We start from the raw sequence: 15,636 nt of genomic DNA, 5'->3' as shown, positions 1-15,636 counted from the left end.
TAGAATGTAAATCTTAGTACATTCCACCCATTCCGCCCATTCCTGGGTTAGGCATTGGGGCTTCTTTTTCGTCCTTTATTTCAGAAATAACACACTCAGTGGTGAGCAGCATTCCTGCTATAGATGCAGCATTTTCAAGGGCTACACGAGCTACCTTGGTTGGGTCGATAACACCGGCTGCATATAGGTTTTCGTAGGTTTCAGTACGTGCATTGAAACCGAAATCATCTTTGCCTTCCTTTACTTTCTGAACAATGATCGAACCTTCAAGTCCGGCATTGGCAACAATCTGGCGAAGAGGTTCTTCAAGAGCACGACGTACAATATTTACACCGATTTCCTCATCTTCGTTATCAGTTTTAACTGCATCAAGTGATGCAATTGCTCTCAGGTAAGCAACACCACCACCAGGAATGATACCTTCTTCATTAGCAGCGCGTGTGGCATGCAATGCATCATCAAACCTGTCTTTCTTCTCTTTCATTTCAACTTCACTTGCTGCACCAACCTGGATAACAGCAACACCTCCGGCTAATTTAGCAAGACGTTCCTGGAGTTTTTCACGATCGTAATCAGAAGTAGTAGTTTCAATCTGGGCTTTGATCTGATTGATACGGGCTGAAATTGCTTCTTTTTCGCCTTTTCCGCTAACAATAGTAGTATTATCTTTATCAATACTGATTTTTTCAGCCTGACCTAAATAGGATAAATCTGCATCTTCCAAACGATACCCTTGTTCTTCTGAAACAACGGTTCCGCCGGTGAGGATGGCGATATCCTGTAACATTTCCTTACGACGGTCACCAAAACCAGGAGCTTTAACAGCTACAATTTTAAGTGAGCCACGGATCTTATTCACAACCAGGGTAGCTAATGCTTCACCATCAACGTCTTCGGCAATGATAAGCAGTGGGCGGCCTGTTTGAACTACCTTCTCAAGAATAGGAAGAAGGTCTTTCATTCCACTGATTTTTTTATCATGAATCAGGATGTAAGGACTTTCAAATGAAGCCTCCATCTTTTCAGCATCAGTAACAAAATAAGGGGAGATATAACCACGATCAAACTGCATACCTTCAACAACCTTAACAGTTGTTTCTATTCCTTTGGCTTCTTCGATAGTGATAACACCCTCTTTCTTCACCTTGGCCATAGCTTCGGCAATCAGTTTACCGATGGTATTGTCATTATTTGCAGAAACAGTAGCAACCTGCTCGATTTTTTCAATACTGTCACCCACTGCCACGGATTGTTTCTTAAGATGGGCAACAACGGCAATAACAGCCTTGTCTATACCACGTTTCAGATCCATTGGATTGGCACCTGCAGTTACATTCTTTAAACCGGTAGCTATAATGGATTGTGCAAGAACAGTAGCAGTAGTTGTACCATCCCCGGCTACATCAGAGGTTTTGGAAGCAACTTCCTTTACCATCTGGGCTCCCATATTTTCAACCGCATCCTTTAATTCTATTTCTTTGGCTACAGATACACCATCCTTGGTAACAACCGGTGCACCATAGGTTTTCTCTATAATCACATTACGACCCTTAGGTCCTAAAGTTACTTTGACAGCATTAGATAAAGCATCAACACCTTTCTTAAGCCTGTCGCGTGCTTCTATCTCAAAAATAATTTCCTTTGCTGATTTCATTTGATATTTAATTTTAAGGTTTACAATTCTTTAAATTACTGCGAGTATATCGCTTTCACGCATGATAAGGTAATCCCTGCCGTCAACGTTGATTTCAGTTCCAGCATATTTACCATAAAGAACTAAATCACCAACCTTCACGGTCATAGGTTCATCCTTTTTGCCATTTCCAACAGCTACAACTGTTCCTTTTTGTGGTTTTTCCTTAGCAGTATCCGGAATGATAATTCCACCTGCGGTTTTTTGTTCGGCGGCTGCCGGCTCAACCAATACTCGGTCTGCCAATGGTTTTACGTTTACCTGTGCCATTTCGTTTTGAGTTTTATTTATAAAGTTTAAGTTATGTTTTCGACTGCCTGCCCTAGACACATTCCATGCCAAAGCATTTTTTCATCAGATTCAGTGTCATTTTAACAGATGCTCCTTTAGCTGCCTTTAGGCACTGTTACATCCATAGCCGATTTTCAAAGTAATTAAATCAATATCCTGCTGAATACCAATAAAAAAAGAATGTCAGAATACTGTGACATTCTGACATTCTTTTAAAAAAGTAAATAAAATTCTTATTTGTCCTTTTCTGAAGGATTTGGTTGGAAATCCTGAACAGGTGCTGCCTTATCATCAATGGTCTCGCGAAGTTCAGTATCTGCCTGTCCCTGGGTCCCACGATTACGTGGAATCACAAAAATGGAAAGCAAACTAAGTGATAACAGGATGATAGCCAGGGTCCATGTTGTTTTCTCAAGAAAATCAGCAGTCTTTCTAACACCCATAAACTGGTTTGATGAGGAGAAATTAGATGCAAGACCCCCACCTTTCGAATTTTGAACAAGTACAACCAGGATCAAAAGGATACATGCGATTAAGATCAGTACCGAAACAAAAATATACGCAGTCATAGGGCAATTATTATGTTACTTAAAATGAGTTACTTATGTTCTTTTCGTAATTCTTCAATACGGCCTGCAAAGTAACTACTTTTTTCGGGAATTAACAATATCAATTTTTCATAAATTTTTATGGCCTTCCCAATGAGCCCCTGCTTTACATATACTATTGCCAGGGTTTCACTCACCAAATCTTCATGAACTACTGAACTCTGACGGGCATGATCTTCAGGATTGAAGAACTCTTTCTTCGGAGCACTGATCCTAGGTTCATCCTTGATGAATTTATCTATTAACGCTTGCCTTTTAGAGGTTTTTACTTTATCAGATGCTGCGGAAATACTTGGCTCTATAACTTCTGCCCCTCTTTCATTATCCCTTGCTTTCTGTAAGCTCTGCCGGATTAAGTCAATCATGGGTGAATAAACTTTTTCCTCCTTTGCCTCTTCTTTTCGAATAATAACCTCTTTCCCAAATTCGTCCTCTATCAAATCGATCCCAGGAGAAGCACTCTTGCTTTCCTCCGACTGCATTTCTACTTCTTCCCCGATTGTAACATTGCTATTCAATTCGGAAATTATTTCCTCAGTCTTCTTAACCTCTTCACTTGTATTTAAAGGCTCATTACCGACAACAACCTCAATTTTCGTTTCCGGCATGATAATTTCCGGAGGGGATACAAACTGTTCCTCCACTTCAATAGGAGCAGGATATTGAACAGGCTCCATGAGTTGCTTGAGTAAACTCCGGTCACCAGCGTAAGCCGCTGCTAGCCTGAATGCCAGTGGATAGGCTTCATGACCTGTCATCTCCAGGTTCTTAGCCAATAATAACCTGGCAGTAGCAAAATAGGGATATTCCTTAACCAATTGCCATAACCCTTCAATTGACTTCTCATCAAGTGATGCTGGATTATTAATGTATTGCTCAAGTTGTGCCCTATGCATTCTATATGAATCTGAGTATTTTTTGTGCTTAATTGCTATGAGACATTACCAGTTAACAACCGCTTTGTTGAAGACATCCTGCGTCAATTCTTCATTGATCTGGTCAATCAAACCATCTTCCACATCTGAAAGTCGACTACTTGCATCATAATCTGCAAACCTTGAAAAACTGGTTTCAAAATTTTGCTTCTCATCTTTGGCATTCACAAACCTGACATTAACTGTAATCTTAAGCCGCTGAAGAGCTGCTTTTTGATCACCTTGTATTGCCACTGGCTCAGTTGTATAACCTGTTATCTCTCCTTCAATGGCAAGGTCGCCCCCCGAACTCACCATGCTGAGATTGGTCTGGTTCGTGAATTTATCCCGCAACGCTTCAGTAAACCGCCTGCTCAATGTCGGCTGAACCATCACTGCATTGTTAACAAAATATTTTATGGAGATCGTCTTTACATCCGGTGAAATTGAAGCTCCTGTAAAAGAGTATATGCCGCATCCCGATGTGATTAGGAGAATGACAGTTAAAAAGAACAGGGCAGCTGGTCGTATTTTCATGTTTTCTTTGGTTGTGAATATTTTCAGCCTCAACAAACATTACAATGAGTTCTCATAAAATTCATCAGGCAATAGCAATCTTTCTTATCCAGTGATGGGTGTATTCAACTTAGTGTCTCATCTAATTCTATGACCAAAATCCATCCGCCAGCTGGCGGACCAAAATCCAAAATTCGACATCAGACATCAGACATCCGACATCCGACATCAGACATCCCAAAACTCTTTACCCCTTAATCCCATACTCCTTGATCTTTCTATACAAGGTTCTTTCTGAAATACCCAATTCTCTGGCAGCATTCCTGCGTTTTCCCGCATATTTTTCAAGTGCCCTCTTAATCATATCCATCTCCTTTTGTTGCAAGGAAAGTGATTCCTCCAGGACGAATGAGGGAGCAAAAGGTTCATCAACTTCTGCCGGCTGTGGCTGATGTACAATTGCATGCCCGGTTTCCGGTTGTGAAGTATCCATTTCATGATACAATTGGTCCAGGGAACTGTTTACTGAAGAATGCAGCTGTGTGCTTAATGCTTCCGGTCCGGCAACATCAAGAATCATTTTCTTCAGTTCATTAATATCACGTCGCATATCAAACAAGATCTTATACATAAGCTCCCGTTCAGAGAAGTCTCCCTTCCCCTGGTTTTCATGATATACCACCGGTAGCTCCCTATTCATAGTTTCAGGGAGATATTTTCTCAGGATAGCACCTGTAATTATTCGGAATTGCTCAATGATAGAAATCTGCTCTACCAGGTTTTTTAATTGCCTGATGTTCCCCATCCACCGGTAATTCATCAGTATCTGCCTTGCTTCTTCATCAGGTTCAAGCATAGGCATGCGGTATTTCTCTGCAAAATCAGTGGCAAATTTTCTGAACAATAAAATAATGTCTTCCTTGCGCTCCCTTAAAGGAGGAACATGAATGGGTACCGTATTCAACCGATAATAAAGATCTTGCCTGAAACGTCCTTCTTCAATGGCATTCGGGATATCGATGTTGCTGGCTGCAACAATTCTGACATCAGTTTTCTGCACTTTCGAGGATCCCACCTTGATGAATTCACCGGTTTCAAGCACCCGTAACAATCGCACCTGTGTAGATAAAGGCAGATCCGCAACTTCATCCAGGAATATGGTGCCACCATTTGCAACTTCAAAATATCCTTTCCTTGCCTCCAGAGCCCCTGTAAAAGAACCTTTTTCATGTCCGAAGAGCTCAGAATCTATTGTACCCTCCGGTATCGCACCACAGTTTACAGCAATATAAGGGCCATGTTTCCGGGCACTCAGCTGATGAATGATCTGGGGAAAGGATTCTTTCCCAACCCCACTCTCCCCTGAAATTAAGACTGTTATATCTGTAGGAGCTACCTGACGGGCTATATCTATACCCCTTTCAAGTGCAGGTGAATTTCCAATGATTCCAAATCTCTGTTTAATAGTCTGAATATCCATCCAATGAAGACCTTTATCATAAACCTCGCAAAGGTAAGGCTTCAAATCATTCATAAATAAATTATTAACAGATTTTGGCAGATATCTGCCATTATGACACAGGAAGTTAATCAGAAATACAGAAGTAATATCCTGGAACTGAAAGCTGTATTCCCATGGCTATTCCTTTTGCCTGCCTTACTGGGGGCTTGATATACAAATCCTATTCGTTCTTTTATTCGTGCATTCGTGGCAACTTTATTTAAAATTGGAGCTTTTTAAGCCACGAATTCACGAATGGATTACGAATCTTATTCGTTCTTTTATTCGTGCATTCGTGGCAACTATATTTATTTAGAATTGGAACTTTTTTAAGCCACGAATTCACGAATGTATTACGAATCCTATTCGTTGTTTTATTCGTGCATTCGTGGCAACTTTACTTGAAATTGGAGCTGTTTTAAGCCACGAATTCACGAATGTATTACGAATCCTATTCGTTCTTTTATTCGTGCATTCGTGGCAACTTTATTTAAAACTGGAGCTGTTTTAAGCCATTTTAAGCCACGAATTCACGAATGTATTACGAATCTTATTTGAGGCTCTTAGACTATCTGCCTTCAACTTGATTATAATAGCTCCTATAATATAAATCCTCATTCTCAATAGCAATTTGAGAATGAGGATTATAATATTAGAACCTACTCGCTGGATTTGAATGATATCGTTTTAAAAAGAAATACCAAAAATCAACTTTAGGTTATTGGAATGCTATTTTATAGTAATCAGTGATGATTTCACCCATTTATCGATAAAATCGATCCTGCTCCATCCATTGGAAATGGTGTGCACCATAACTTCATCCCCGGTAGCAAGGGTATTAAGCAGGTTGAAGGTCCCACCCGGACCAGCATATACTCCTGCAGAATCTACATTGATCTCCCCGAGCTGAACTTTACTGATAAATCTTGAAGAAACCCATGCATCTTTATCTATCCGATACCATTCAGGTTTTTCTTCAAAAATCTTAACCGAAGCACCGGAGTTTAGTGATCCAGCTTTGTCATAGGAGACACCCGGGCCTTTTCTTATGTTCAGTGCTCCATTTGAAATCACAATTCCATGAGTAAAAGTTTCCTGGCTAACAACTTCCGGTTTCTTAATTGAGTCAAAAGCGGTTACTACTAATGGAATAAAATTCTGCTGGGCGGCAGCAACTGTGTTACCACCAAAAAATCCTGTACCCGGACAAGTCTTTGTGTTCCCGCTTCCATTTGTGCGCTGGCCTGTCTTTAAATCATACCAATGATGGTAAACTACTGAATTAACATCAGGAACCAATCCAAATTTGTTGCATAAATGAGCAGTTACATTGATAATTGCATCTCTGTGTGCAGGTGTCATCTGGTCTTTCCCAAGGTCAAAATCCCCTAGGTTCTCAATACAAATGCCCTTGCCATTCTGGCCATAAATTCCTGCCGGCACCGTATTAAGTGATCGGCCAATACCTACTTTACCATCCGGGAAAATAGTAATATTCTGAGCTATTTCACTAAAGCCCCTCGCCAGATGAGAAGCTTTCATACCTTGTAACTTTTCAAAATGATTGTTTCCGTTAAAATTTCCATAATTAGGCAACCAGGTATGGTGAATCTGGATAACATTGATTGCTCTGCTTATGCTCTGCTGCTTGAGCCAGGGACCGAACTCTGATGCAGCCATTAATGTAAAACCAAATTTTGTTTCCATAATACAATGATTAAGATTACTAAATATACAAAATATAAGGGAAAAAGTTCAATTTATACCTTAGAAAAAGTGCTTAAAGTGAGCTAAAGTGAGCTAAAGTGAACTACTAAAGTGAACTAGAGTGAGCTAAAGTGAACTAGAGTGAGCTAAAGTGAACTAAAGTGAACTAGCTAAAGTTGATAAAAGTGTGTGAATTGACAATCAACACTCTAAGGCACTACAAACTCACTCCAGGCATTCCATGTACTTTATGCACTCTAACTCACTCTATGAACTCTAGGCACTCTAGCTCACTCTAGCTCACTCTAGGCACTTTATCCTTGCTTCACCTCATTCTTAATCCTCTGAATATGTCCCCGTCCCAGAGCCTTTACTTCACAACCAAGTTCAAAATAACGCCTGATAGCCTGATCTGAAAGAATACCAAAGCAATCAATGATTGCTAAAGGCTGACCTACCCATTTCACAATATCATCTGGATTTAGACCCAGGTATTCTTTATGCGGAACGGCGAGAATCAAGGCTTCAGCACCTTTCAGAACAGCCGGGAGATCTTTTTCAACCCTGCTTTCAGTCAGATGCTCCTGATTCCTGAAAAAACGACTCCATGAATGCCCGGGTGCCGGATAATCATCCTGCGACTCCAACTCATACCAATGATCAACATAAGGATCATGAATACGGATTTCAGCGCCCATCTCAGTTAACTTCCTTACTACCATCTCACTCCCGCTATATCGGGTATCACCCACATCCTGCCTGTAACTGGCACCACAAAGTACCACATCAGCACCTGCTATATAACGAGCCATATTCCGTAAAGCATCCCTGGTCAGTTCTGCTACATGTAAAGCCCTTGTATCATTAATGTCAATTGCTGTTGGCGTGATTTTGAATATTTCATCTCCATCTTCAAAACCCAAAATATGTCGATATGCCCAATATCCTAATCCTCCATCTTTTGGCAGACAGTAACCTCCAACCCCGGGTCCGGGAAAAATCATATTACTATGCGTCGGACGCATTTTAATAGCATTGATTACCTTGATCAGGTCAACACCATTACGTTCAGCGAAAATACTCCATTCATTGAGGTAAGCCAAAATAGTGGCCCTGTATGAATTCTCTACAATTTTGGTAGTCTCTGATTCAATGGGGCGATCCATCACTGTCAAAGGGAAGTCCTTAGTATTCAGTACTTCATGAAGGAACTTCTCTACCTTCTTGCGGGCGTCGGCATCGCAGCCTGAACAAACTCTCCAGAAATCACGGATGCTGGAAACATATTCTTTCCCGGGCATAACACGCTCAAAACTATGAGCTAACAAAGGAACAGATTTAATTCCCCGCTTTGCAAAGGCCTTTTTCAATATTGGCCACGCAACAAACTCAGTAGTACCTGGAGCTACAGTTGTTTCAATCAAGGTAAGACAATGGGCCGGTATCTTTTCGCCTATTGTTTTTAAAGTAGCTTCCAACGCTGCCATATCAGCCTCACCCGATTTCATGTAACCCAGATCCTGTTTTGCAAAATCGCACTGCACATCTACTACTACGACATCAGCAAATTCCAAAACATCACTGTTAAAAGAGGCCGTAAGGGTCTTCTTCTGAATAACACATCGCTCAATAATCCTATCCACTTCCGGATCCTCAGCTTTCACCGGAGATACTCCCTTGTTAAGCATGGGGATCTTCCAATAACTTCGTTGGCTGGGTCGTTGACAACCTATCACAAACTTCGAAGGCTTACCATCCTTATCACAGGTATCAGCTACAATTGCTGCCATAACAGCACCAACAAAACCAACCCCCATCACAACAACAATCTCCATTTCTTTCGCCCTGGCTTCTTCAACCAAATTAAAAATTCGCTGCTTCTCAGCCGGAAATTCCGAAGGTTTGGGAATTGCAAACTGCTCCCCTGTTGGACTTATTGAATATTTAATTAGATCTGCCATAGCTTTTGGTTTTTTAGAGTTCTGAAAATGATGAATTTAAGACTTTGATCTTCAAATCTATGAATTTCCCGGGAATTAACCATTTTAACAAATTAAGTTCTGAAAAAAAGTAAATAGCCCACTAAAGGCTGTATTGCTAAAACAAACATGAGTCATTGAAAAATTGTCCTGGTTTTATTCAGATACTTAACATTTTAGCCTTCAGAAATAAAACAAAAGGCTGCCTCCACTAGAGACAGCCTCTTCTATTGATTCAGGTCTATATCTATTTTACAGCCAGTTTACCTGTTAAAATTTCATTCCCTGCATGGATTTTATAGAAATAAATTCCAGTATCAATTTCAGGAATACTGATTCCTAACGTGTTTAACCCTAGAGGCAATTCTCCGTAATTGATATCTTTGATTCGCTGCCCGTCAGTATTATAAAGCGTAAGCCTGACTTTTGCCGCAGAGGAAAGGCTGATATTGATAAATGTTTCATCCACAACAGGATTAGGATAATTCTGACTCACTGATACTTTGGTTTCTGCCGGTGATTCATTTACCCCATTGAAAATCTTCGACAAATGGTAAAAATTATAATAGTTATCACTGGGTGGGTCCTCATCTCCCTGCACAGCAAGCCCTGGCTCATTGTCAATCATGTAGGTAAAATACCAGTTTTCTGCATCCGACCCTGAACTCACTGATGGGAAAATACATTCATCAAACATGTGAATCGGGTCGTCACTTATATCAATTACAGGCCCCCAGGTGGCACCATTGTCACTGGAAGCCCTGCACCAGATATGCCTGTAATTCTGAATCCCGTTGTCAAAATTTTCAATTAACGATGAGTATATAAGGATGGCATAATTGTTTTCATCAAAGGCTATTTGAGGCATACTCGCCCAACCACATCCATAATTTCCATAAAAATCATCTCCATCCAGGTAATTTAACTCTCCATCACCATTCCAGTCGATATTGTAATACCCAATCTGAATTCCTTGAGCATCAAGCAAATCAGGATCCAGTATATTTTTCTGGTCACCCCCTGTGAAAGCAGGCATATCATCAGACCAATGCATAATACCTGAAAGTCCCGGCCAATAGGTATATGTTCCATCACCAAGAAACATCATACGGTAAACCCCAAAAACAACATGAAGCTTACCGGTATTGTCGAATGACAGTGAAACGCATCCATCAGGTGCATACAGGGTATCAGTTGCCATTGTCGCAGGGTCAAGCATTGGATAAGGATGCTCCCATAAAACCTTCTTCTGCCAGGTCTCTCCATTATCAGAGGAACGCATCAGAATCATGTCATTTGAGTTGTCAACAATTGCAAATGCCAAATTATTACCCTGAGGTTCAGCAAATTCATACACATCACTGCTAAATGAACGGTAATAGTCGGAACCCAGCCCCGGAAGCACTACCGGTGTCGACCAGGCTAAACCCATGTTGGTAGACCGGGTATAAACAATTGCACCATCCTGGCCATTAAATACAGTGCCACCATTGGCAGTAGGTCCGGTAAGTGAAATAACATGAAGAGTGTTACGGTTATCACCACTGCTTACCATCCTTGGCCACTCAATCCCGCTGGCACCTGCCGGAGGATATGATGGTTGATTCAGTCCAGTTACCGGTTCCTTTAAAAGTTCGATACATAAACCATAATGGTGATGTCGCATTCCTGTGAGAAACTACAGCTTCTCCGGTGTAACCACGTTTGGCAATAGAAGGCCAACCTGTCCTTAAAGTTTCCAGTCGAATTGTTGGATCAGCCAACCAGGAAGTCCCATCAAAATAGTTATACCCGGTACCCCTGTCACTGTATGCAGTTGGACTCATACCCCTGGTCCAGACCGAACCGAATGTCCCGTCGTCAAAACGCACAAGGCGGCCAAACGGTGAGGAGCTATTGGTTTGAAGATCATAGACAGTCGATCCAAGCAAATCCTCAGCAAATCCCATCTTCGATGGGGAACCTTGCTGATAGGGCAACGTATTGATTAATTCATCCTTACATAATTTAGGACGTGTTTTTGAATATTGTGATAGCTTCTTGATGGGTTCTGTTCGTTCCTGGGAATATAAATAGGTAGAAATGCCTATAACCAGGAAAGCAATTGCAAGTACGATTGGTCTCATAATTCAAAATATTTAAGGTGAATGATTCAGATGTATTTAAAAACAATCTTCCCCGAAGTCATAGATTATATTGCCTTTGACTTCCGAAAGTATACACCTAAATTAAGACCGTATGAAAGCGAAGAAAAATGTACTCGATGAATGACGAAAATCAATGGATGAGTGTTGCTAAATCAAGCAGCATTGCTTTTGGCGAAGAAACTGGGTATTTCATCGAATTAGAAATTTCAAATAACTGATTACCAATAATAAAGCCCTGTATAAGTTAGCATTATACAGGGCTGAAGGAACAACAATAAAAGATAAGGGTGCAAAATGCCTAATCCATTTTTTAATGCTGAATAATGAGTTTCTTCGTAATCACTTGATCATTATAATAAAGATGAATGAAATAAACTCCTGAAGGAATTTGTTTTGTATCAATAGACAGGTGATGAATGCCCGGTGTAAGATCCTGATGATTTGTGCTGGATATAAGGACTCCGGATAAAGATGATACTTGAACGTTCACAAAACCGGCATGTGGAAGTGTAACATCGATATAGGCCTGAGTGGATGCTGGATTGGGATAGGATTGTGATACAGCAGCTTTTTCAATGGCCGGATCATTTATACGATTAATGATCTTTGACAAGTAATAAAAACTCAGGTAATTGTCAGTTGGGGAATCCTCGTCACCTCTTATGGCAAGGCCAGGTTCATTATCATATTGATACAGGAAATACCAATCTTCTGCTGAACCGGCTGAAATCACCGGAAAAACACATTCATCAAACATATGTACAGGGTCATCGGTAACATCCAGGAATTGACCCCAACTATTACCATTATCACTTGATGCCCTGGCCCAAATATGCCTGTAATCCTGGGCACCATTGTCAAACCCTTCAGTAATAGAAGAATAAATAAGAACTGCATTGTTTTCCTGGTCAAAAGCAATCTGCGGGAAACTGGAAGGGCTCAGGTAATACTTGGCAATGGCTTCAACAGTATTACCTACAAGGTCAATTGAATTATTTCCATCTATGTCCTGCATCCATCCAACAAGGTGGCCACTTTGGTATAATAAATCCGGATCAAGACAATGAAGCTGATCTCCTCCTGTCCAGGCTGGCATATCCTCATTCCAGTATGCGACACCATCGACAAAGGGAAACCATGAAGTGGCTGAGCCATCACTCATCTCCCTATTAACCCCAAATACAAGATGTAGCTTTCCATTTTTGTCAAATGCACCATGTGCAGACCCATCCGGACAATAAATCGTATCTGTAACTTCTCCGTTCCAATGAGGATACGGATGCTCCCAAACAATGGTCTTTTGCCAGGTTGTACCGTTATCTTCCGATTCCATAACAATTAAATCGCTCCAGGTGTCACTGACAATAAAAGCAAGGTGGTCACCCTGTGGCTCCACCCAGGTGTAAGTATCGGCAGTAAAATTCGTATAATAGGCTGACCCTAAACCATCGATAATAATACCTTGTTCATTCCAGTTATCACCACCATCCAACGAACGATAATAAAGCAAAGCTCCATCCTGGTCCTGGTATACTAATCCTCCATTGGCTGTTGGCAATGTGAGTACGAGCGCATGAATAGTGTTCTTATCTGTACCACCGGTCACCATCCTCGACCACCAGGTAGTATTCACTCCTGATGGCAGTGGAAGGGTAGATTGTGTCCAGCTGCCCGAACCTTTAGGTGAGCGCCTGCTCATTACAAGACCACCAGATGCACCATGCGCAAGCACCACTTCGCCATTGCTGCCCAGTTGAGCTAATGACGGCCATCCGGTTCTTACAGTCTCAATGCGTTCGAAGGGCTCATCGCTCCATGAAGATCCATCATAATAATTATATCCTGTACCCCGGTCGGAATATGCAGTAGGGCTCATTCCACGGGTCCAGACAGCTCCCATAGTACCATCATCAAACATAAGAACCCGGCCAAAGGGTGTTGAGCCATTGGACTGAAGGTCGTATATAGTGCCACCGATTAAGGCTTCAGGGAAAGAAATAAGTGAAGGTGATTTATAGATCACATCACTGATTGGATTCTGCCCTGATTGCACAAACCGGGGTTTTTGTGCAGGGGCATTTTCCAATGCAGCATTCAAGGGAATCCGATCCTGACCTGTTGCTGCCAAAATAAACAGGGAACAGATGAAACTCAGTAGAAACGTTTTCATGTTGATAAGTTGAATGATTAAAATTGTGATTTGTCAATGATATAAACAAAGATAATAATTCTGTAGCCTGATATATAAAAAAGAAAGGCCGCCAGTTAAGGCAGCCTTTCCGAATTATTAAGTAAAAATGACTATTTAACAATCATTTTCCTTGTAACTTTCTGCTGACCAACAGTTACAGTATAGAAGTAAATTCCACTGCTGAGGTTGGAAGCATTGATAACGAGTTTATTTAAACCGGCAGCCTGTGTACCATAATTAGTGGTATTGATAACCTGTCCGGTAATACCAGTAAGGGTTACAGCTACAGGAGCAGCTTTTGTAAGGGTAACATCAATAGTGGTAAGTCCGTCAACTGGGTTAGGATAGTTGGCAGAAACAGCAAATTTATCAGCTGCACCAGGCTCACCAACCTGGTTGAGAAGTTTTGAAAGATGGTAGAAATTGATGTAGTTGTCACCGGCTGGATCTTCATCGCCACGAACTGCAAGTCCTGGCTCATTATCAAGCTGATAGGTAAAATACCATGCTACATCATCAGAACCGGCAGCTATCGATGGGAATACACATTCGTCAAACATATGGATAGGATCATCTGAAAGTTCATTGATCACACCCCAGTTAGCACCGTTGTCGCTTGATGCACGAGCCCATAAGTGACGATATTGCTGAGTTCCATTATCAAAGTTTTCAGCTAACACTGAATAAACGAAAATACCGTAGTTATTTTCATCAAATGCCAACTGAGGCATACTGGCCCAAGCAAGTCCATAATCACCATAATCAAAAGGATCAATGTAATTCAACTCACCATTTCCATCCCAGTCAATCAGGTAAGTTCCAATTTCTACACCCTGCTCGTAAGTAGAATCAGGATTGAGGATATTCATCTGATCACCGCCAGTGAAAGTAGGTTGATCTTCATTCCAATAAACGATGTTCGATAAACCTGGATAGTAGGAATAACTACCAGCACCTGTAAAATAAAGGCGATAAACACCAAAAGCCATATGAAGCTTTCCATTCATATCAAAAGCAAGTGCTGCTGCAGCATCCGGTGCATATAGAGTATCAGTAGCTGTGGTAGCAGGATCGAGCATTGGATAAGGATGTTCCCAAACAACGGTCTTGGTCCAGGTTACACCATTATCTGAAGAACGCATTACGATAAGGTCATTGGAGTTATCACAAAGCGTAAAGGCAATGTTATCACCCATTGGCTCACCAAAATTATAGGAATCCCCACCAAAAGCAACATAATCTGTGGCACCTAAACCAGGTAAAACAGCAGGAGTTGACCAGGTAGCACCTGCATCAGTAGAACGGGTGTAAACCATTGCACCATCTTGTCCATTGAAAACAGTTCCGCCATTGCCTGTTGGAGCGGTAAGAGCTATGATATGAAGTGTGTTGTGATCAGCTCCTGAACTAACCATACGAGGCCAAAGAAGTCCTGATGCTCCGGCTGGAGTAGGAATTTCTGATTCAGTCCATGCACCGGTGCCTTTGGTTGCCCTTTTGTTGAAACGCAGTGCAGTAGTTCCGCTTCTGTGTGAAACAAAAGCTTCACCATCAGGGCCACATTTTGCAAGTGAAGGCCATCCGGCCCTTACTGTTTCAACCCTGCCGGTTGGATCAGCACCCCAGGTGGTTCCATCATAATAATTGTAACCGGTTCCGCGATCTGCATATGAACGGTAGGGCCTGTACCCCTTGTCCATACTGCACTGAAAGTACCATCATCAAAACGGATTAACCTTCCGTTTGGTGAAGCAGCATTGGATTGCAGGTCATAAATTGTGCTTCCGGCCAAATCTTCCGGCCATCCATAAGTAGGTGCATCATTACCAACTATGCCTACAAGAGGATTGGTCTGCTCAAGAACGGCATCATGCACATTTTTGGTAAACTTAACGTTACGCAGTGAATTAGGAACTGCGACACGTTCCTGGGCAAAGGACATAAATCCAATACTCAGCGCAAATAACAAGAGTAACCCTTTTTTCATCGTCTGATTGATTTATTGTTTAACATAATTTGTAAAGTGGATTTCTTCTCAGGAATATTACTTGACAAAAGTATAAATATTTAAGTGTGAACCTATTTTTTA

General features: G+C 41.3%; 13 protein-coding genes. All 13 read right to left on the bottom strand.

The annotated features are described in order from the left end of the window. Positions 1 to 13: 13 nt before the first annotated feature. The 13 genes from groL to IPH84_06445 all read right to left on the bottom strand — a co-directional run bounded on the left by groL (position 14) and on the right by IPH84_06445 (position 15,534). Complete coding sequence (gene groL, locus IPH84_06505) at positions 14 to 1,654, bottom strand: chaperonin GroEL (protein MBK7172875.1); 1,641 nt, start codon at positions 1,652 to 1,654, stop codon at positions 14 to 16. Positions 1,655 to 1,684: 30 nt separating this feature from the next. Beyond that, positions 1,685 to 1,963: a co-chaperone GroES gene (locus tag IPH84_06500; GenBank protein MBK7172874.1), complete on the bottom strand. Its 279-nt coding sequence runs from the start codon at positions 1,961 to 1,963 to the stop codon at positions 1,685 to 1,687. A gap of 254 nt (positions 1,964 to 2,217) precedes the next feature. After that, the gene (secG, locus tag IPH84_06495; GenBank protein ID MBK7172873.1) at positions 2,218 to 2,553 is read right to left on the bottom strand and encodes a preprotein translocase subunit SecG; all 336 of its coding nucleotides are present in this window, start codon (positions 2,551 to 2,553) and stop codon (positions 2,218 to 2,220) included. A gap of 29 nt (positions 2,554 to 2,582) precedes the next feature. Beyond that, a complete protein-coding gene (locus tag IPH84_06490; protein MBK7172872.1) occupies positions 2,583 to 3,368 on the bottom strand; it encodes a hypothetical protein in 786 nt (261 codons plus the stop codon). A 165-nt stretch (positions 3,369 to 3,533) separates the two neighbouring features. Further along, a complete protein-coding gene (locus IPH84_06485) occupies positions 3,534 to 4,043 on the bottom strand; it encodes an LptE family protein (GenBank protein ID MBK7172871.1) in 510 nt (169 codons plus the stop codon). Positions 4,044 to 4,269: 226 nt separating this feature from the next. Beyond that, entirely contained in the window at positions 4,270 to 5,502 is a 1,233-nt protein-coding gene (locus IPH84_06480; protein ID MBK7172870.1) for a sigma-54-dependent Fis family transcriptional regulator, read from the bottom strand. A gap of 750 nt (positions 5,503 to 6,252) precedes the next feature. Continuing rightward, the gene (locus IPH84_06475) at positions 6,253 to 7,230 is read right to left on the bottom strand and encodes an SH3 domain-containing protein (GenBank protein ID MBK7172869.1); all 978 of its coding nucleotides are present in this window, start codon (positions 7,228 to 7,230) and stop codon (positions 6,253 to 6,255) included. Between the two features lie 314 nt (positions 7,231 to 7,544). Beyond that, positions 7,545 to 9,191, bottom strand: coding sequence for a GDP-mannose dehydrogenase (locus IPH84_06470; protein MBK7172868.1), 1,647 nt, complete (start codon positions 9,189 to 9,191; stop codon positions 7,545 to 7,547). A gap of 265 nt (positions 9,192 to 9,456) precedes the next feature. Continuing rightward, the gene (locus IPH84_06465; protein MBK7172867.1) at positions 9,457 to 10,875 is read right to left on the bottom strand and encodes a T9SS type A sorting domain-containing protein; all 1,419 of its coding nucleotides are present in this window, start codon (positions 10,873 to 10,875) and stop codon (positions 9,457 to 9,459) included. Then, the gene (locus tag IPH84_06460; GenBank protein MBK7172866.1) at positions 10,775 to 11,335 is read right to left on the bottom strand and encodes a hypothetical protein; all 561 of its coding nucleotides are present in this window, start codon (positions 11,333 to 11,335) and stop codon (positions 10,775 to 10,777) included. The genes IPH84_06465 and IPH84_06460 overlap by 101 nt, the downstream gene beginning before the upstream one ends. A gap of 331 nt (positions 11,336 to 11,666) precedes the next feature. Beyond that, positions 11,667 to 13,526: a T9SS type A sorting domain-containing protein gene (locus tag IPH84_06455; protein MBK7172865.1), complete on the bottom strand. Its 1,860-nt coding sequence runs from the start codon at positions 13,524 to 13,526 to the stop codon at positions 11,667 to 11,669. A 131-nt stretch (positions 13,527 to 13,657) separates the two neighbouring features. Beyond that, a complete protein-coding gene (locus tag IPH84_06450; GenBank protein MBK7172864.1) occupies positions 13,658 to 15,247 on the bottom strand; it encodes a T9SS type A sorting domain-containing protein in 1,590 nt (529 codons plus the stop codon). Next, entirely contained in the window at positions 15,136 to 15,534 is a 399-nt protein-coding gene (locus IPH84_06445) for a hypothetical protein (GenBank protein ID MBK7172863.1), read from the bottom strand. Before IPH84_06445 ends, IPH84_06450 begins: the two co-directional genes overlap by 112 nt. Positions 15,535 to 15,636 lie beyond the last annotated feature (102 nt).

This window comes from Bacteroidales bacterium, assembly GCA_016707785.1.
Lineage (GTDB): Bacteria > Bacteroidota > Bacteroidia > Bacteroidales > UBA4417 > UBA4417.
Note: the sequence above shows the minus strand (reverse complement) of the source record. Positions and strands in the feature narration are given on the sequence as shown.

Excerpts from the sequence above, each read along its gene's own strand:
- IPH84_06500 (MBK7172874.1), bottom strand. The coding sequence starts at position 1,963 with ATGGCACAGGTAAACGTAAAACCATTGGCAGACCGAGTATTGGTTGAG.
- groL (MBK7172875.1), bottom strand. The coding sequence starts at position 1,654 with ATGAAATCAGCAAAGGAAATTATTTTTGAGATAGAAGCACGCGACAGG.
- IPH84_06470 (MBK7172868.1), bottom strand. The coding sequence starts at position 9,191 with ATGGCAGATCTAATTAAATATTCAATAAGTCCAACAGGGGAGCAGTTT.
- IPH84_06475 (MBK7172869.1), bottom strand. The coding sequence starts at position 7,230 with ATGGAAACAAAATTTGGTTTTACATTAATGGCTGCATCAGAGTTCGGT.
- IPH84_06480 (MBK7172870.1), bottom strand. The coding sequence starts at position 5,502 with ATGGATATTCAGACTATTAAACAGAGATTTGGAATCATTGGAAATTCA.
- secG (MBK7172873.1), bottom strand. The coding sequence starts at position 2,553 with ATGACTGCGTATATTTTTGTTTCGGTACTGATCTTAATCGCATGTATC.
- IPH84_06450 (MBK7172864.1), bottom strand. The coding sequence starts at position 15,247 with ATGGACAAGGGGTACAGGCCCTACCGTTCATATGCAGATCGCGGAACC.
- IPH84_06485 (MBK7172871.1), bottom strand. The coding sequence starts at position 4,043 with ATGAAAATACGACCAGCTGCCCTGTTCTTTTTAACTGTCATTCTCCTA.
- IPH84_06460 (MBK7172866.1), bottom strand. The coding sequence starts at position 11,335 with ATGAGACCAATCGTACTTGCAATTGCTTTCCTGGTTATAGGCATTTCT.
- IPH84_06455 (MBK7172865.1), bottom strand. The coding sequence starts at position 13,526 with ATGAAAACGTTTCTACTGAGTTTCATCTGTTCCCTGTTTATTTTGGCA.
- IPH84_06465 (MBK7172867.1), bottom strand. The coding sequence starts at position 10,875 with ATGCGACATCACCATTATGGTTTATGTATCGAACTTTTAAAGGAACCG.
- IPH84_06445 (MBK7172863.1), bottom strand. The coding sequence starts at position 15,534 with ATGAAAAAAGGGTTACTCTTGTTATTTGCGCTGAGTATTGGATTTATG.